12 protein-coding genes and 2 rRNA genes are annotated in these 17,526 nt (G+C 47.6%); 7 read left to right on the top strand and 7 right to left on the bottom strand.

Translation table 11 applies throughout. The annotated features are described in order from the left end of the window. The first annotated feature begins 94 nt into the window (after positions 1-94). A 23S ribosomal RNA gene (locus tag ACQE26_RS03285) occupies positions 95-3,023 on the top strand. 51 nt (positions 3,024-3,074) lie between these two features. Then, positions 3,075-3,190 (top strand): 5S ribosomal RNA (rrf, locus tag ACQE26_RS03280). 92 nt (positions 3,191-3,282) lie between these two features. Here rrf and ACQE26_RS03275 read toward each other — a convergent pair. Beyond that, the gene (locus tag ACQE26_RS03275; RefSeq protein ID WP_500470682.1) at positions 3,283-4,494 is read right to left on the bottom strand and encodes an MFS transporter; all 1,212 of its coding nucleotides are present in this window, start codon (positions 4,492-4,494) and stop codon (positions 3,283-3,285) included. Positions 4,495-4,722: 228 nt separating this feature from the next. On the opposite strand from ACQE26_RS03275, the gene ACQE26_RS03270 reads away from it, so the two are divergent. The 5 genes from ACQE26_RS03270 to ACQE26_RS03250 all read left to right on the top strand — a co-directional run bounded on the left by ACQE26_RS03270 (position 4,723) and on the right by ACQE26_RS03250 (position 10,716). Further along, complete coding sequence (locus ACQE26_RS03270; RefSeq protein WP_016936939.1) at positions 4,723-5,991, top strand: aspartate aminotransferase family protein; 1,269 nt, start codon at positions 4,723-4,725, stop codon at positions 5,989-5,991. Further along, positions 5,988-6,938 (top strand): inositol monophosphatase family protein, encoded by a 951-nt coding sequence (locus ACQE26_RS03265; RefSeq protein WP_500470681.1) that lies wholly within the window; start codon positions 5,988-5,990, stop codon positions 6,936-6,938. Before ACQE26_RS03270 ends, ACQE26_RS03265 begins: the two co-directional genes overlap by 4 nt. Beyond that, positions 6,913-7,959 carry a zinc-dependent alcohol dehydrogenase gene (locus ACQE26_RS03260; protein ID WP_060963734.1) on the top strand — a complete coding sequence of 349 codons (1,047 nt, stop codon included), beginning with the start codon at positions 6,913-6,915 and terminating at the stop codon, positions 7,957-7,959. Before ACQE26_RS03265 ends, ACQE26_RS03260 begins: the two co-directional genes overlap by 26 nt. 192 nt (positions 7,960-8,151) lie before the next feature. Continuing rightward, on the top strand, positions 8,152-9,624 hold the full coding sequence (locus ACQE26_RS03255) for a SulP family inorganic anion transporter (protein WP_500471443.1): 1,473 nt from the start codon (positions 8,152-8,154) through the stop codon (positions 9,622-9,624). A 150-nt stretch (positions 9,625-9,774) separates the two neighbouring features. Beyond that, positions 9,775-10,716 (top strand): bile acid:sodium symporter family protein, encoded by a 942-nt coding sequence (locus ACQE26_RS03250; RefSeq protein ID WP_101605622.1) that lies wholly within the window; start codon positions 9,775-9,777, stop codon positions 10,714-10,716. Here the strand turns inward: ACQE26_RS03250 and ACQE26_RS03245 are convergent. From ACQE26_RS03245 to ACQE26_RS03220, 6 genes are all read right to left on the bottom strand, one after another. Then, a complete protein-coding gene (locus ACQE26_RS03245) occupies positions 10,705-11,457 on the bottom strand; it encodes an alpha/beta hydrolase (protein ID WP_500470680.1) in 753 nt (250 codons plus the stop codon). The genes ACQE26_RS03250 and ACQE26_RS03245 overlap by 12 nt on opposite strands. Beyond that, a complete protein-coding gene (feuC, locus tag ACQE26_RS03240) occupies positions 11,454-12,464 on the bottom strand; it encodes an iron ABC transporter permease FeuC (RefSeq protein ID WP_500471442.1) in 1,011 nt (336 codons plus the stop codon). Before feuC ends, ACQE26_RS03245 begins: the two co-directional genes overlap by 4 nt. Before the next feature lies 1 nt (position 12,465). Then, positions 12,466-13,473, bottom strand: a complete 1,008-nt coding sequence (locus ACQE26_RS03235; RefSeq protein WP_500470679.1) for a FecCD family ABC transporter permease — start codon at positions 13,471-13,473, stop codon at positions 12,466-12,468. A 19-nt stretch (positions 13,474-13,492) separates the two neighbouring features. Next, positions 13,493-14,449 carry an iron-hydroxamate ABC transporter substrate-binding protein gene (locus ACQE26_RS03230; RefSeq protein ID WP_045926353.1) on the bottom strand — a complete coding sequence of 319 codons (957 nt, stop codon included), beginning with the start codon at positions 14,447-14,449 and terminating at the stop codon, positions 13,493-13,495. An 87-nt stretch (positions 14,450-14,536) separates the two neighbouring features. Beyond that, positions 14,537-16,132, bottom strand: a complete 1,596-nt coding sequence (btr, locus tag ACQE26_RS03225) for a bacillibactin transport transcriptional regulator Btr (protein WP_500470678.1) — start codon at positions 16,130-16,132, stop codon at positions 14,537-14,539. Positions 16,133-16,269: 137 nt separating this feature from the next. Next, positions 16,270-17,514 carry an exo-beta-N-acetylmuramidase NamZ family protein gene (locus tag ACQE26_RS03220; protein WP_438421099.1) on the bottom strand — a complete coding sequence of 415 codons (1,245 nt, stop codon included), beginning with the start codon at positions 17,512-17,514 and terminating at the stop codon, positions 16,270-16,272. Between the last annotated feature and the right edge of the window lie 12 nt (positions 17,515-17,526).

Genomic DNA, 17,526 nt, shown 5'->3' with positions numbered 1-17,526 from the left:
CGATTCTTCGAGATAATGTTCTTTGAAAACTAGATAACAGAAGTAATTCACATTCAATTGTAATGCAAGAAATCACGTAGTGATTCTTTTTAACGGTTAAGTTAGAAAGGGCGCACGGTGGATGCCTTGGCACTAGGAGCCGATGAAGGACGGGACGAACACCGATATGCTTCGGGGAGCTGTAAGCAAGCTTTGATCCGGAGATTTCCGAATGGGGAAACCCACCACTCGTAATGGAGTGGTATCCATATCTGAATACATAGGATATGAGAAGGCAGACCCGGGGAACTGAAACATCTAAGTACCCGGAGGAAGAGAAAGCAAATGCGATTCCCTGAGTAGCGGCGAGCGAAACGGGATCAGCCCAAACCAAGAGGCTTGCCTCTTGGGGTTGTAGGACACTCTGTACGGAGTTACAAAAGAACGAGGTAGATGAAGAGGTCTGGAAAGGCCCGCCATAGGAGGTAACAGCCCTGTAGTCAAAACTTCGTTCTCTCCAGAGTGGATCCTGAGTACGGCGGAACACGTGAAATTCCGTCGGAATCCGGGAGGACCATCTCCCAAGGCTAAATACTCCCTAGTGACCGATAGTGAACCAGTACCGTGAGGGAAAGGTGAAAAGCACCCCGGAAGGGGAGTGAAATAGATCCTGAAACCGTGTGCCTACAAGTAGTCAGAGCCCGTTAACGGGTGATGGCGTGCCTTTTGTAGAATGAACCGGCGAGTTACGATCCCGTGCAAGGTTAAGCAGAAGATGCGGAGCCGCAGCGAAAGCGAGTCTGAATAGGGCGCATGAGTACGTGGTCGTAGACCCGAAACCAGGTGATCTACCCATGTCCAGGGTGAAGTTCAGGTAACACTGAATGGAGGCCCGAACCCACGCACGTTGAAAAGTGCGGGGATGAGGTGTGGGTAGGGGTGAAATGCCAATCGAACCTGGAGATAGCTGGTTCTCTCCGAAATAGCTTTAGGGCTAGCCTCAAGGTAAGAGTCTCGGAGGTAGAGCACTGATTGGACTAGGGGCCCCTACCGGGTTACCGAATTCAGTCAAACTCCGAATGCCGATGACTTATCCTTGGGAGTCAGACTGCGAGTGATAAGATCCGTAGTCGAAAGGGAAACAGCCCAGACCGCCAGCTAAGGTCCCAAAGTATACGTTAAGTGGAAAAGGATGTGGAGTTGCTTAGACAACCAGGATGTTGGCTTAGAAGCAGCCACCATTTAAAGAGTGCGTAATAGCTCACTGGTCGAGTGACTCTGCGCCGAAAATGTACCGGGGCTAAACGTATCACCGAAGCTGCGGACTGTTCTTCGAACAGTGGTAGGAGAGCGTTCTAAGGGCTGTGAAGCAAGACCGGAAGGACTTGTGGAGCGCTTAGAAGTGAGAATGCCGGTATGAGTAGCGAAAGACGGGTGAGAATCCCGTCCACCGAATGCCTAAGGTTTCCTGAGGAAGGCTCGTCCGCTCAGGGTTAGTCGGGACCTAAGCCGAGGCCGAAAGGCGTAGGCGATGGATAACAGGTTGATATTCCTGTACCACCTCCTCACCATTTGAGCAATGGGGGGACGCAGGAGGATAGGGTAAGCGCGGTATTGGATATCCGCGTCCAAGCAGTTAGGCTGGGAAATAGGCAAATCCGTTTCCCGTGAAGGCTGAGCTGTGATGGCGAGCGAATTATAGTAGCGAAGTTCCTGATTCCACACTGCCAAGAAAAGCCTCTAGCGAGGTGAGAGGTGCCCGTACCGCAAACCGACACAGGTAGGCGAGGAGAGAATCCTAAGGTGATCGAGAGAACTCTCGTTAAGGAACTCGGCAAAATGACCCCGTAACTTCGGGAGAAGGGGTGCTCTGTTAGGGTGCAAGCCCGAGAGAGCCGCAGTGAATAGGCCCAGGCGACTGTTTAGCAAAAACACAGGTCTCTGCGAAGCCGTAAGGCGAAGTATAGGGGCTGACGCCTGCCCGGTGCTGGAAGGTTAAGAGGAGCGCTTAGCGTAAGCGAAGGTGCGAATTGAAGCCCCAGTAAACGGCGGCCGTAACTATAACGGTCCTAAGGTAGCGAAATTCCTTGTCGGGTAAGTTCCGACCCGCACGAAAGGCGCAACGATCTGGGCACTGTCTCAACGAGAGACTCGGTGAAATTATAGTACCTGTGAAGATGCAGGTTACCCGCGACAGGACGGAAAGACCCCGTGGAGCTTTACTGCAGCCTGATATTGAATGTTGGTACAGCTTGTACAGGATAGGTAGGAGCCTTGGAAACCGGAGCGCCAGCTTCGGTGGAGGCATCGGTGGGATACTACCCTGGCTGTATTGACCTTCTAACCCGCCGCCCTTATCGGGCGGGGAGACAGTGTCAGGTGGGCAGTTTGACTGGGGCGGTCGCCTCCTAAAAGGTAACGGAGGCGCCCAAAGGTTCCCTCAGAATGGTTGGAAATCATTCGCAGAGTGTAAAGGCACAAGGGAGCTTGACTGCGAGACCTACAAGTCGAGCAGGGACGAAAGTCGGGCTTAGTGATCCGGTGGTTCCGCATGGAAGGGCCATCGCTCAACGGATAAAAGCTACCCCGGGGATAACAGGCTTATCTCCCCCAAGAGTCCACATCGACGGGGAGGTTTGGCACCTCGATGTCGGCTCATCGCATCCTGGGGCTGTAGTCGGTCCCAAGGGTTGGGCTGTTCGCCCATTAAAGCGGTACGCGAGCTGGGTTCAGAACGTCGTGAGACAGTTCGGTCCCTATCCGTCGCGGGCGCAGGAAATTTGAGAGGAGCTGTCCTTAGTACGAGAGGACCGGGATGGACGCACCGCTGGTGTACCAGTTGTTCTGCCAAGGGCATCGCTGGGTAGCTATGTGCGGACGGGATAAGTGCTGAAAGCATCTAAGCATGAAGCCCCCCTCAAGATGAGATTTCCCATTCCGCAAGGAAGTAAGATCCCTGAAAGATGATCAGGTTGATAGGTCTGAGGTGGAAGTGTGGCGACACATGGAGCTGACAGATACTAATCGATCGAGGACTTAACCATTTTTGAATGTATGCTTACTGTTATCTAGTTTTGAGAGAACACTCTCAATGGTTTGGTGGCGATAGCGAAGAGGTCACACCCGTTCCCATGCCGAACACGGAAGTTAAGCTCTTCAGCGCCGATGGTAGTCGGGGGTTTCCCCCTGTGAGAGTAGGACGCCGCCAAGCGATCTTGACCCAGTTCATCATGAACTGGGTTTTTTATATGAAAGATGTGTATATATAAAGCTAATGCCTTTCCAAGGCATTAGCTTTTTTGTTTATATTGATTTTGTTTTGCTGGTGTGATTTTGAAGACTGTTTGATTTTATTGTCTCGAGCATTTTTAAACTGAACACAATCAGCAGCATAAGAAGCATCAGTGCAGTAAACAGCCAGAATGCAGTTTGGGCAGGATATTCATCTAAGCTCCAGCCGACGGCGATCGGAAGGAGTGAACCTCCTAGTCCATTTGAGGCGAGCAGAATACTGGTGGTCGTTTCTGTCTTTCCGGGGTAAAAATGATTGGTGATGATCAGGGTAATTGCAAACATGCCGGCCATGAACAATCCTAAGAAGAAACAAAGGGCAAAACCAAACCATACGTTTTTACTTAAAGCTAGTACAGCAAGTGCAGCCAGACCGCCAATACTTATGATCCGGAGATAACGGTGATAGGTCAGCTTTTCAGATACCGGGCCTGTTAATAACCTGCCGATAATCATGCCGCTCCAATACACTGTTACTGTTATCGTTGCCAAGGAGCTGGGGATATCCCATTTTTCAGCGAAGATGGAGGGGATAAAATGCACAATTGAAACTTCACTGCCGCCGTAAAAGAAGAAATAAGCAGCCGCCAGCGCAATAAACAGCAGTCCGTGTGACCGATACCCGGGGCTTTTCTTTTTCGTATCATCAGAAGAGACCTCTTTGCGTATGAGAAGCTCATCAATGCTGCCGAAACTCATTTGCTTCCATGCGATTAAAAGTGCAAAACTGGATAACCCTAATACTAAGAAAGCAATTGTCCACATGTGATTGTTGATAAGAAAGCCTGAGAGCAGAGGCATGAACAGCGCCCCTAATCCGTATGCCACTTCCATCTTGCTCATGGCCACGGCTTGTCTTTCTTTTATAGCCGTGAGGATGATTGTGCCTACGCAGGATTCCACCAATCCCGCGCCAAGTCCTGCGAGGCTGACGAGAAGAAAGAGCAGCGGCCAAGGCGGCAGGAAGGTGATGAAAATTTCACAGCTGATGAGCGCCAGCCCAAAGATAACGGCGTTTTTGCGTCCGAGTTTTTTCACCATGTAAGGCATTCCGATAACACCTATGAGGAAGCCCATGAACTGAGAAAATACTAATACTCCGCCATTACTGTAGCTTTGTGAATAATGTGTGAGTAACTCAGGCAGTACGGCTCCAAGAATGACAAGTGTAAAAGCAATCGATCCATAAGAGAAACAGCTTATCCACAGCAGACGAGTTTTCATCATTTTATCTCCTTATTGGTAAAATAATTTTTCTCTCTACATGTATGACATGTTGTTTTTACAAAAAATCCAAGTATTGTTACTATATCACATAACCTTTTCACGTACATCCCTTATGGTAACGTTAACAAATTGTTAACATTTTTTACAAGAAAGATCGTTGACATTATTTTCAATAATTAATACGATAAAAAGCGAGTTTCTAATAATTTCATAGGGGTGGTATTTGTGGGAACGAAGGAAATCACGAATCCAGACAGCTTGTATTACAGTGTTGACGATGTAGTCATGGAGCGCGGAGAAGGGATTTACCTGTACGACCAAGAGGGAAATGAGTATATTGATTGCGCCTCTGCCACGTTTAACTTGAATTTAGGATACGGTAACAAAGAGGTCATTGATACGGTTAAAGATCAAGCCGACAAGCTGATCCATGTGACATCGTCCTTTCAAACAGATGCCGTAAATAAACTAGCAGAAAAACTAGTAGAAATCGCCCCCGATAATCTCACAAAAGTACACCCTAAAGTCAGCAGCGGTTCCGGAGCAAATGAAGGAGCTATTAAAATGGCTCAGTATTACTCCGGAAAAACCGATGTCATCTCCTTATTTCGAAGCCACCTCGGACAAACGTATATGACTTCCGCTTTGTCCGGCAACTCATTCAGAAAAGAACCTTTCCCGCCGCAAATTTCTTTTGGCTTACAAGTTCCAGATCCCTATTGCAGCCGCTGTTTTTATAATCAGAAACCGGATTCATGCGGTATGCTGTGCGTAGAAAGAATTAACGATTTTATTGAGTATGCGAGCAATGGAAAAATTGCCGCCATGATTATTGAGCCGATATCCGGAAATGGCGGAAACGTCGTCCCGCCTAAAGAGTATTTTAAACAGCTGAGAAAGCTTTGTGATGAACATGAAATCGCCCTGATCTTTGATGAAATTCAGACCGGGTTCGGACGGACGGGCAAAATGTTTGCCGCGGACCATTTCGATGTGAAACCTAATATGATGACGGTAGCAAAAGGTCTCGGAGGCACAGGCTTCCAAGTCGCCGCCACTCTGACGGAGGACAAGTACACCGGGCTTCCGGGGTATACGCACTCCTTCACGTACGGGTCAAATGTGATGGCCGCCGCTGCCGCTTGTAAAACCATAGATATCATGCAGCGTCCGGGATTTTTGGAGAACGTAACGACAGTCGGTCATTATATTATGGATTGCTTAGAAACGATGAAAGAGGATTTTGCTTTTATTTCTGAGGTAAGAGGCGTCGGTCTGATGATCGGTGTGGAAATTGTCAAAGAGAACAATGAACCGGATGTGGAATTGACCAATTATATTGCCAAACGGGCGATGGATTACGGGCTGATTCTCCGGACATCCCGTTACGGATTCGGAAATGTATTTAAAATCCGTCCGCCTTTAACCATTACACTTAGTGAAGCTGAGGTGCTCTGCTACAGACTTCGCAAGCTATTGGAGGAAATCAAGTGAGAGACTATATCATTGAGCTTGGACAATTTGTTTATCAAAAGGTGAAAAATCAAAAGGGCACACTGAAAAACCGGCTTGTTAACGGATATTCACCTGGTGGCGACGCGCAATTTAATATAGACGCCGCTGCTGAGGAGGCGGTGCTGGATTATATCCAAGAAAAGGGCCATCCGGTTACCTTTTACACGGAGGATGGCGGTCTGAAGCTGATTGGAGAAGATCCGCAATATATTTTAATTGTAGATCCGATAGACGGAACACGTCCGGCCGCCGCGGGGCTTGAAATGTCATGTATTTCGATTGCGCTTGCTTCATATAAGCCAAACGCAAAGATTAAGGATATCGAATTTGCTTTTTTGCTTGAATTGAAATCGGGCGCTTATATGTATGGTGATATTTACAGCGATGCTATTCAGTTTGAGGGGTATCAGGGAGAATTGCCGAATTTGAGCGGAGTGCAGGATATTAAGAATATGTTTTGGAGCCTTGAGTTTAACGGGCATCCGGCGCAGCTGATGACGGAGGCATACGGTCATTTGATTGACCGGTCGGCCAATAACGGCGGAGTCTTTGTTTTCAACAGCGCTTCTTATTCGATTTCACGAATTATTACGGGGCAGATGGATGCTTATGTGGATATCGGCAATCGTCTGCTGAAAGATGATCCGGAACTGCTTTCAGATTTTCAGCAGGTCGGGAACGGACAGGTGCTGCACTTATTTCCTTATGATATTGCCGCCAGCGTCTTTTTGGCAAAGAAAGCGGGAGTGGTCATTACAGATGCGTACGGCCGGTCTTTAGACGAAACGCTTCTGACAGATTTAAGTTATCAGAATCAGCAATCGTGTATTGCGGCATCAACGAAGGAGCTTCATCAAACATTATTAGACCAAATCCGCTGGGGCAGAAAGGAAGAGAGATATGAAAGCGTTGGTCTGGACTCCTAATGATAAGCTTGAATATCAAGAGGTGGACGAGCCTCAAATTCGAAAATCCAATGATGTGAAGGTGAAAATTTTCGGCACCGGAATCTGCGGCACGGACTTAAATGTGCTGAAGGGAAAAATGAATGCGACCCATCATATGATTATGGGGCATGAATCGGTGGGAGCGGTCACGGAAGTCGGACCGGACGTGACAAATGTAAAAGTCGGAGACCGCGTCGTGATAGATCCTACGCAATTTTGCGGGAAATGCCATTATTGCCGGAGAGGGCTGACGTGTTATTGCGAAACCTTTGAGGATTGGCAGCTCGGAATCGGGGCGCACGGGACGTTTGCGGAATATTACGTGGGGGAAGACAGGTTCATGTACAAAATTCCGGATTCAATGGAATGGGAGCGGGCCACATTGGTTGAACCTCTCTCCTGTGTGCTGAATGTTGTGGATAAGGCTTCGATTCAGCCGGAGGACTCGGTTTTGGTTTTGGGGTCCGGACCGATCGGACTGCTTGTGCAAATGATGGTAAAAAAACTGGCGCGATTGACGGTTGCGACTGAAATAGGCAGTTTCCGGAGCGAGGCGGCAAGCCGGATATCGGATTATGTCTACCATCCTGAAGCATTGACTGTAGATGAAGTGAAACGGATTAATCAAGGAAGAAAATTTGATGTGATATTTGACGCGATCGGCAACCAGCTTGATTGGGCTTATCCCTTTATTGAAAAGGGAGGCAGAATTGTGCCGATGGGCTTTGATGATACGTATGAGATGACGGTCAGGCCGTACCAGCTGCTGTCAAACGGCGTGACGATTGTGGGCACAGGTGAAGCCCGGCAGATCATGGAAGCCGCGTTAGCATGCGCATCCGATCTCCCCCAGCTCTATGACTTCATTACTGAAAAGACAGAACTGAAGAATTATGAAGAAGCCATTGATCATCTCATGGGCATCGACCCGGTGACAAAAGAAAGAAAGGATATCAGTGCAATAAAAACCATTCTTGTGTCTGATCCGGAACTTTTATAAAAGCGGAAGCGGCTCCAGTGAGAGCCGTTTTCTTTTCTGATTTACCCGGTCTTGTGCATTCTCTTAACATTTAATATGATACTCTTTGTTAACCATTCCTTTCCTCAACGACATAATACTCTGAGCGTGTCCTCTTTTGCCCCGTAAGCCGTCCTCATATTCCTCATGTGAAAATCAATGCTTCCAACTGATATGGTGCGGATTTTTATAGTGAAAAGGAGTCGTTATCATTTGAAAGATTATACGTTACAGCAGCAGTGGTTCGGGAATGTCCGGAAAGACATTCTGGCGGGTATTCTTGTTGCTCTTGCTCTGATCCCTGAGGCGATCGGGTTTTCAATTATTGCAGGTGTCGATCTGATGGTCGGCCTTTATGCATCATTTTGTATCGCGGTTATTATTTCTATCTTCGGCGGCAGACCGGGAATGATTTCAGCCGCTACGGGTTCGATGGCGGTTGTCATGGTGACATTAGTGGCCGATTACGGGCTGCAGTATTTGTTTGCGGCAACTATTTTGACAGGTATTATTCAATTTATTCTTGGTGTCAGTAAGATAGCGAAATTGATGAAATTTATTCCGCGTTCGGTCATGATCGGATTTGTGAACGCCTTGGCAATCTTGATTTTTTCTGCGCAGCTCCCGCAGTTCAAAGGGGCTTCATGGGTCATGTATGCCATGCTTGCCGGATCACTGGCTATCATATATCTATTGCCGAAGATCACGACTGCCGTGCCGTCTCCGCTGGTGGCGATTATTGTCATGACGATAATTGCGGTGGTCTTCCATGCGGATGTCCGCACAGTCGGTGATATGGGCGGGATTACAAGTTCACTTCCACATTTTTTGATACCGGATGTTCCGTGGACGTTTGAGACATTTCGGATTATTTTCCCGTATTCATTGGCGCTTGCATTCGTCGGATTGCTTGAGTCGCTGCTGACTGCCCAGATCATTGATGAAATGACGGATACGGATAGTGATAAGAACAAAGAAAGCCGCGGACAAGGCATCGCCAATATTGTGAACGGCTTTTTCGGAGGTATGGCCGGATGCGCCATGATCGGCCAGTCTGTCATTAATACGAAAGCCGGCGGACGCGGCCGGTTATCGGCTTTTACGGCCGGAGCGTTTTTAATGTTTTTAATTGCCGTATTAAGCGGCATCGTCGTGAAAATTCCGATGGCTGCGCTGGTGGCGGTGATGGTTATGGTGTCCATCGGCACGTTTGACTGGTCGTCGATTAAAGGTTTGCGGAAAGCGCCCCTTACTGATTCGATCGTTATGGTTATTACTGTCGTGACGGTCGTTCTGACAAATGATTTATCAAAGGGTGTTTTTGCGGGTGTGCTGCTAAGCGCGATCTTTTTCACGGCTAAAATTTCAAAGCTGAAGATTGTGTCACATTCCGAACACAATGATGTCAGAACATATAAGGTAACGGGACAGATCTTTTTTGCTTCCGTGTCTGAGCTGATGAATGCCATCGTTTATGATGAAGGTGTGAAGCGGATTGTCATTGATTTGACTGATGCCCATGTCTGGGATGATTCTGGAGCGGCGGCTCTTGAGAAAATTGTCGGCAAATGTAAAGAATATGGGATTGAAGCTGAATTAAAGGGATTAAATCAGAAAAGCCGAGATTTAATGAAACAAATGGCATAGAATTTGTGAAGTCCGGATGAATATATCCGGGCTTTTTTTCGGTTAAATTCGCCGGTGTGCATTGTTATAATGAATGAGACTTGAAAACCGTATATAGGGGACTTGCATATGATGTGGCTTCAGAAGTTGAACCAAGTGTTGGGGAGAATCATGCCGCTGTTGACTCCGTCAAGTGTGGCGGCGGGTGTGCTGTTATCTCAGCATATCAGCTGGATGGCCGGGGCTGTGCCGTGGATTTTTGCATTTATTACATTTACGGGCAGTCTGAGTGCCAATTTTCAATCGCTGAAGCGCAGTATTGAGCAGCCGCTCCCGATGATTATGGCATTGTTTGTTCTGCATATTTTTATGCCTGTTTTTGCATGGGGAAGCGGCCATCTGATATTCAGCGGTGACCCTTTAACCGTGACGGGGCTGATTATGGGTGTGGTAATCCCGACCGGAATTACGAGTTTGATTTGGGCTGCGATGTATAAGGGAAATGTCGGATTGACGCTGTCTATTATTCTTGTTGATACCGTGCTGTCTCCTTTTATCGTACCGTTAAGCCTTTCTGTCCTGGCCGGGGCAAATGTTCAGATGGATGTATGGGGAATGATGAAAGGGCTGGCGGAAATGGTGGTGATCCCGTCTATTGCAGGGATGATGGTCAACCAGTTTTCTCCGCCGCTAAGGACTCAGGCGATAAGCCGGACGCTGTCTCCATTTTCAAAAATCTGTCTGATGATTGTCATCGCCATTAACAGTTCGGAAATCGCGCCGTATATCACGCACGTGGATATCAAGTTTGCGGGCATCGCGGCTATGGTATTTTTTATTGCCATGACGGGTTATGCCGTGGCTTGGCTGATCGGAAGGCTGATGAAGCGGAGCCGGGATGAAATTGTGTCTCTGATTTATACGGGAGGCATGCGTAATATCAGTGCGGGAGCAGTTCTTGCCGTTTCTTTTTTTCCGTCCCAAGTGGCGGTTCCGGTCGTCATCGGGATGCTTTTTCAGCAAATCCTTGCCGCTTTGTTCGGCTATTTGCTGAGACGTTTTGAACTTAAACCGGTCGTGATGAAGTATGAAAAAAACCGCTCAGCCACGTGAGCGGTTTTTTCCGTATAGCCAGCTTAGAGCTGAATTGAATTGTCTTTTGAACGCTTCTTGATGGTGCACAGCGCCCCCTTCGACCGTGAAAGAGAGCTGCGTTTGAGAAAAGCCTTTTTGCCTCAGGCTTTCATGCACGTCTCGATTTTTTTGGATCATGGTGTTTTGAATGTTGTTTTTATGCTCTGCTTCACGGCTCCCGACAGACATGTAGATACGCTGCCGTGCCTGCTGCAAAGACGCGGAGCGGACAAAGTCAGCCGATTTTTCATACCAAAAGGACCCGGAAATACAGCCGATTCTGCCGAATGTCTCAGGCTTCAGTAACATCGCATATATCGAAAACAGTCCTCCTAATGATGCGCCGATCAGTCCTCTTGTATCCGGATCGGCAGACATGGGATGCATACTTTCAACCGTTGGAATGATGACGTTTGTCAGCTCCTCAAGAAAGAGGCTCCCTTTGCCGCCGAAATCAGGAAACGCAGGACTCAGGGAAGGCACAGGCCATGGCGTGTACTCATCGAGCCTGTTATCCGGTTTGATGCCGGCGAGAATCAATTCAGGGAGTTTTCCGTTTGCGAATCGGAGTTCAAGCTTCTCCATCTGCTCTAAAAACAAATCGCCCCCATCAAGCACGTAGGCACAGGGTAAAGCCTTTGTTTGAACCGGAGCGGAGGGAGGAAGGTACACCGTGCATTCCTTTCCGTATATCCGGTGTTTTGTAAGTGTGCCTCTCAAGCATCCAACTCCTTTTTTTGCTTAAACAGAAGAAAAAAGAAATAAGGAACGCCGAGAATCGCAAGAATAATGCCCGCCGGAACCTCTGAAGGCTGAAAGAATAATTTGCCCGCAAAATCAGCGGATATGACGAGCAGCATACCGACCAGTCCGCTGACAGGTAATGAATATCTGTGTTCAATGCCGGCAAGCCTGCGGGAAATATGAGGCGCGATCAGTCCGACAAATGCCATGCTGCCCGCTGCGGTTACACATGCGCTGATCAAAGCGATGCAGGCAACGAGTAAAATGGTTTTTTCTTTATTGGTTGAGACTCCGAGGCTTTTCACCGTGTCCTCATCGAAACGAATGGTATCCAGCAATGACGTTTTCGCCATCAGCAGAGGAATGAACACGATCAGCCACGGCAGTATTGCGGTAATGGTCATCCAGTTTGCCGACCAGATGCTGCCGTTCTTCCAGACCATCGCCATCTCATAATCCTGCGGGTCCATTTTTAATGAAAGAAATAAAGACAGCGCGCTGAATCCGGAATTCATGGCGATTCCCACAAGAATAATTCTTCCGGATTCTAAATGCCCCCGGTGCCAGGCGAAAATATAAATCAGCACGGCCGCCATCAATCCGCCGATGAGCCCAAAGACAGGCATGCCCATTGCGGAGGCAAGCGCCGTCGCTTCAGATTGACCCTGAAACAGAAGCATAAACGTGACGATTCCCGCACCGGCTCCGGCATTGATGCCCAAAATGCCGGGATCGGCAAGCCCGTTCTTGGTAACGGCCTGAATAACGGCTCCGGCTACCCCCAATCCGAGTCCGACGGCAGCCGCCATGACAATACGCGGCAGCCTCAGTTGAAACAGCAAAATGTCATATTGAGGATTCGGATGGATGCGGAAAAGCGCACTGAGCAGTTCACCCGGTTTTGCTGAAAAAGACCCGCTGGTCATGCTGAAATAACTTACGAGCAGGATGAGAGCAATCAGAATGATATAAATTCCGGCCATTTTACGCACCACGCTGATCCCCTCCTTTTCTTTTAATCAAATAAAGAAAGAAAGGAACACCGATGATAGAAGTGACAACTTCAATAGGCGTCTCAAACGGATAATTGATCAATCGGCTGGCGAGGTCGCAAAGGGTCAGGAAGACGCCGCCGATGATGCACGCACAGGGAATCAGCCGGCTGTAGTCCGATCCGACGAGAAAACGGGTGATGTGCGGAACGACCAAACCGACAAAGGCAATTTTTCCGGCGAGCGCCACCGAGCTTCCGGTCAATATGACAACGGCCGCCATTGCCATGAGTTTGATGGTTCTTTTCTGCTGTCCCAGACTTTTTGAAATGTCGTCTCCTAATGATACGGCTGTGACCTTTTTGCTGAGAATTATGGCTGTGATGATTCCGAGTGCAAAAAACGGGACGGCCAGTTTCAAAAAATCAGGGTTCATTTGATGCAGTCTCGCACTGTACCAAAAACTGAGATCCTGCGAGATTTGAAAATAAATCGAAAGCGCAGCCGACAGACTGCTGAGAAGCATACTGGTCACCGTTCCGATAATGGCAAGCTGCACCGGGGTAAAACCGCCGGGAAGAATGGAGGCCAGCCCGAAAACAAGGGCAGCGCCGAATGCGGAACCGATAAACGAGTATATGATCATTTCAATGGATGTTGATTGAGGGAGCAATACCATGCAAAGGGTAATGATAAAAGCGGAGCCGTCCGACACACCCATGATCGAAGGCGAGGCCAGATAGTTCCGTGTGATTCCCTGCATGAGCGCCCCGGAAACAGCAAGGGCGGCGCCGATAAACATAGCGCCAACCGCCCTCGGGATTCTTGAATGCCATATGATCTGATGGTCGGTATTCTCCGGATTAAAGTGCAGCAATGCGGAGAACACGGTATGGAAGTCAAGCTGCTTCGCGCCGTATAAAACGGAAAGCAGCAGTGACAGAACAATGGCAATCGGTGAAGCGATGATAATCATGTGTGTCCGCCGTTTTGCATACATGTGAAAAACCTACTCTTTATTAGTCTTGAGTCAATTTGTCAGCCGCAACCTGTAAGAAGCGGATTTTACTCCAAGCCGTTCCGCCTTGGGCTAATGGATCGATCGTATTGACGTATACATGGTCTTTTTTGACTGCCGTCAGGCTCTTCCAAATCGGATTTTTCTCTAAGTCCTTCAAAGCGTCCGGCTTATCTGCGTTTTCATCATCAGAAAATTGTACGAATATATGGTCGGGGTTCATTTCGCTTAATTTTTCAAGAGAAATCAGCTCCTGCGCTTTCGCCGCTTTCACTTCGTCCGGCGCCTTCAGGCCTAAATCACCGTAAAGCGTAGAGTTGAAATAAACTTGTTCAGGATAAATGTAAATATTGCCTTGTCTGATTCTGATGACCAGCGCGTTTGCCTGTTTTGCTTTGCTGTTCATCTTTGTTTTCGTCTTTTTCAGATCCTGGTCGTAATCAGCAATGATTTTTTTCGCTTTTTCCTCTTTGCCTGTAAGCTGGGCAAGCAGCATCATGTTCTCTTTCCAGTTTGATGAGATATGAGAGACAGGAATGGTCTCAGCCGTGCCGCTCAATTTTTTTATCGTTTTTTCAGGGAATTTGGTAGATGCCAGAATGACGTCCGGCTGCAGTTCAAGGATCTTTTCCATATTCGGCTGCATTTTTTCACCTGTTGACACGGATTTATCTGTAATATCTTTAAACAGTTCCGGGAATTTGCCGGAGAATGATATCGCTCCTGCCGGATGGACGTCGAGCAATTTGGCGTCTTCCATTGATTCTACGCTGCCCGTAATGGCGATTTTGTCAGTCGGCGCTTTGACTTCATATGTTTTTCCGAGATATTCGATTTTCTTTTTATTTGAAGAAGCGTCCTTACCTTTACTTGCTGTATCAGATGTTTCTGAGCTTCCGCAAGCCGCGGCCGTGAAAGCCAAAAGCAAAATCATGAAAGCGAATGCCAATTTCTTCATCTATTGTTCCTCCTGTTCAATTGATAACTATTATCAATTGGAATTATAGAGAATGAACAAAGATAAGACCATGGACAATTTCCGGTATTACCATGGACGATCTTCGGAAAAAAAGGAAATGCTTTGTTCAATCATCCGCTGATGCCCGCTTGGAGAATATTCAATCCACGGGTCAGATGAAACGGGAAACACACGTTTATTGCTGACGGCTCTAAGGTTCTGCCATATTTCAGACTGCTGAATGCGCTGAAAATAGCGAAGCGTTTCCGGTTCTTTGCAAGTGAAAAGCATGATGCAGTCAGCCTGGCAATCCGCCAGCATTTCCAATGAAATCTTTTCGTCGGGAGCAAAAGATTCCGGTTTTGCGGAGGCAAAGCCCAGATCACCGAAGAAAACATCCTCAATGCTGTTGTTATGGGCAATATACATATTTTCTTTATATATACGGACAAATAAGAAACGCTGATGCCGCACGTGTTCAAGAGCGTCTTTTGCTGAGTGTACGAGATTTTGATAGGCTTCAAGCCAGTGCCGGGCTTCCTGTTCTTCATTCAAGTATGCAGCTGCGTGAAGAAACTGGTCTTTCCAATTGTCTTGAGTCGGAATGTAGAAAACTTCGGTGATGTCATTCAGACGCTGTTTTTCTTCTTCACTGACAGAATCCAGACTGAAAATGATGTCCGGCGCAGCTTGAGACAGCGTATGCAGGTTCTCTTCCCAATTTGCGTTATAGCGGTAAGCGCTGAGGTGCACGGGAATGTCTGAAGAGAATTGTTTATAGTAATAGGCCGTCCATTTCGGATGAAGCGTTGCAGCGTATGGCACGTGATGCAGAGGAATCAGGTGTCCCATCATTTCTTTCCCGTACGCGGCCATTTTTGTGCGCCTTTTTTTCATATAGCTTGTAGGTGAGCTGCCCGTATGTTTTTTAAAGATGCGGCTGAAATAAAATTCGTCTTGGTAGCCGATTTGATGAGCGATTTCCCGCAGTTTGCAGCTGGCCTTGGCCATCAGTTTTTTCGCATTGGTTATGCGGATGTCTGTGATATATTCTGTTACGCTTTGTCCATATAGTTTTTTAAAGGTTTCACTGTAATGCTTAGGACTGATTCCCGCCATTTGAGCAAGCTGGGTAAGTGTGATTTTTGTGTCGGATTGTGCATGTATGAATTGTTTTGTCTGTTCGATTGCCGCTTTCGTATTGTTTTGATGGCAAACTTTTGCGGCATAAAGGTCGTACATCAGCTGCTGAAAGTCGGCTGTTGATTTCATTTTCTGCAATTCATCCGCCGATCGCGCGTTTTCGGAAAGTGACTGAAGCCGGCTTGTCAGGTGTTCAACCGTTTGCAAATTCATTTGCTGAAGTCCGCGGAAGATGTCTCCCCCGTTATCCGGAAGCATCGCTTTATCATCTGATGAATATGAGAAAATACGGAGTCTGACGATATACAAATGGATGCCGTCTGACGATGCAGGGTCAATATTGAATGTCTCATCACAAGGACAGATGTAGAGCGTCTCCTTCTGCAGCGGGAAGCTGTCTGTTCCGATATCAATTTGTCCCTCGCCTGTCACATGAAAGATCAGTACCGGGGAATCAGTGAGCTGATGCTCTGACAAAAGGTCTGCTGTTTTTTTTAGGGAGATGATATCAATTGGGTGAAAGAATAATGTGTTTTTCATGAGAAACCACCTTTTAGGAAACATTCATTTAAATGATAACTGTTATCATTTGAATTGTACCAAATAAATGAATGTTTTCCTATAAAAAGCGGAAATGTGAAATACGTCAAAATGTTACACGTGTAACACGAATGTTGTCAGTATATGAGGTATTGCTTTCTTACAAGCTTGAATTGATCAAGCCGGCGTTGATAGGTGGTGGTGATGTCTTGAATGGAAGCGCCTTGTTCTATTTTTTTGCGTACCCAGCCGTTGCCAATCAGCTTGTCAAAAGCTCCTGTCGGCAGAAATGAGAAGTCATTCGGATATAAGTCATGCATGGTTTTCAGAATGGAGAGCCCTGTTTTTGCCGCTTCAAAGGTGTTTCTGTTCGTTACGTAGACTTGTACGCCGTGGCATAGCTTGCCCTGGTGCTTGGAGAAGCTGGGGATAAATGAAGCGGCTCTGAAGGTGACGCCCGGAAGCTTGAGACTGTTAAGGCGTTCTTCGAGCTCGGTGCTTTTCATATAAGGTGCGCCGATAAGTTCAAACGGCTTTGTCGTGCCCCTTCCTTCAGATACGTTCGTGCCTTCGATTAATCCTGTCGCCGAATAAGCGAATATGCTGTCGGGGGTCGGGATGTTAGGCGAAGGGAGGACGAACGGCAGGCCGGTATCTTCAATGGTCATCGTCCGCTTCCAGCGCTTCATCTTTACGACGGTGAGGTCGGCGCCAATATGAAACTCTTTATTGAATAAAAGAGCAAGCTCGCCGATGGTCATGCCGTGTTTCAGCGGGATTGGATACAGTCCGACAAATGAAGCGTAGTCAGGTTCAAGAACCGGGCCGTCCGGATGTCGTCCGCCTTGCGGATTCGGCCGGTCCAAGACATAAAAAGGAATGCCTTTTTCTTTGGCCGCCTCCATGGCATAGGCCATTGTATAAATGTAGGTGTAGTATCGCATTCCGACATCCTGAATATCGAAAATCAGCACATCGGTATCTTTCAGCATGTCAGGCGTCGGTTTCCTCGTTTCTCCGTACAGGCTGTAGACGGGAAGCCCTGTTTTTTCATCTATATAGGATGTGACTTTGTCTCCGGCCTGAGCGTCGCCGCGAACACCGTGCTCGGGTCCGAATAATGCCGTCAAATGCATGTCTTGTGCCTCATAAAGCACGTCAACGCTGCTTTTTAATGTTGAGTTCACACCGGTCGGATTAGTGATCAGTCCGATTCTTTTTCCCTTCAGTTCTTGTTTATAATCTTTCAGCAGGCGGTCAATGCCTGTTTGGATGCTTGGTTTTTTGGCAGTGTGTGTGTTTCTGTCAGAAGCCGCCGAGACTGCCGTCATAGCACTGATGACGACCAGTCCGGCGAGAAGTGCAGCCGTATGTGTTTTCATGATCAGCCCTCC

The organism is Bacillus sp. 5RYD7K (assembly GCF_059831465.1).
The sequence above is the reverse complement of the archived record's forward strand: the minus strand, read 5'-3'. Positions and strand labels throughout refer to the sequence as shown.

Bases quoted from the DNA above. Each gene is read 5' to 3' on its own strand.
- btr (WP_500470678.1), bottom strand. From the start codon at position 16,132: ATGAAAAACACATTATTCTTTCACCCAATTGATATCATCTCCCTAAAA.
- ACQE26_RS03275 (WP_500470682.1), bottom strand. From the start codon at position 4,494: ATGAAAACTCGTCTGCTGTGGATAAGCTGTTTCTCTTATGGATCGATT.
- ACQE26_RS03260 (WP_060963734.1), top strand. From the start codon at position 6,913: ATGAAAGCGTTGGTCTGGACTCCTAATGATAAGCTTGAATATCAAGAG.
- ACQE26_RS03255 (WP_500471443.1), top strand. From the start codon at position 8,152: ATGGTGCGGATTTTTATAGTGAAAAGGAGTCGTTATCATTTGAAAGAT.
- ACQE26_RS03230 (WP_045926353.1), bottom strand. From the start codon at position 14,449: ATGAAGAAATTGGCATTCGCTTTCATGATTTTGCTTTTGGCTTTCACG.
- feuC (WP_500471442.1), bottom strand. From the start codon at position 12,464: ATGGCCGGAATTTATATCATTCTGATTGCTCTCATCCTGCTCGTAAGT.
- ACQE26_RS03235 (WP_500470679.1), bottom strand. From the start codon at position 13,473: ATGTATGCAAAACGGCGGACACACATGATTATCATCGCTTCACCGATT.
- ACQE26_RS03250 (WP_101605622.1), top strand. From the start codon at position 9,775: ATGCCGCTGTTGACTCCGTCAAGTGTGGCGGCGGGTGTGCTGTTATCT.
- ACQE26_RS03220 (WP_438421099.1), bottom strand. From the start codon at position 17,514: ATGAAAACACATACGGCTGCACTTCTCGCCGGACTGGTCGTCATCAGT.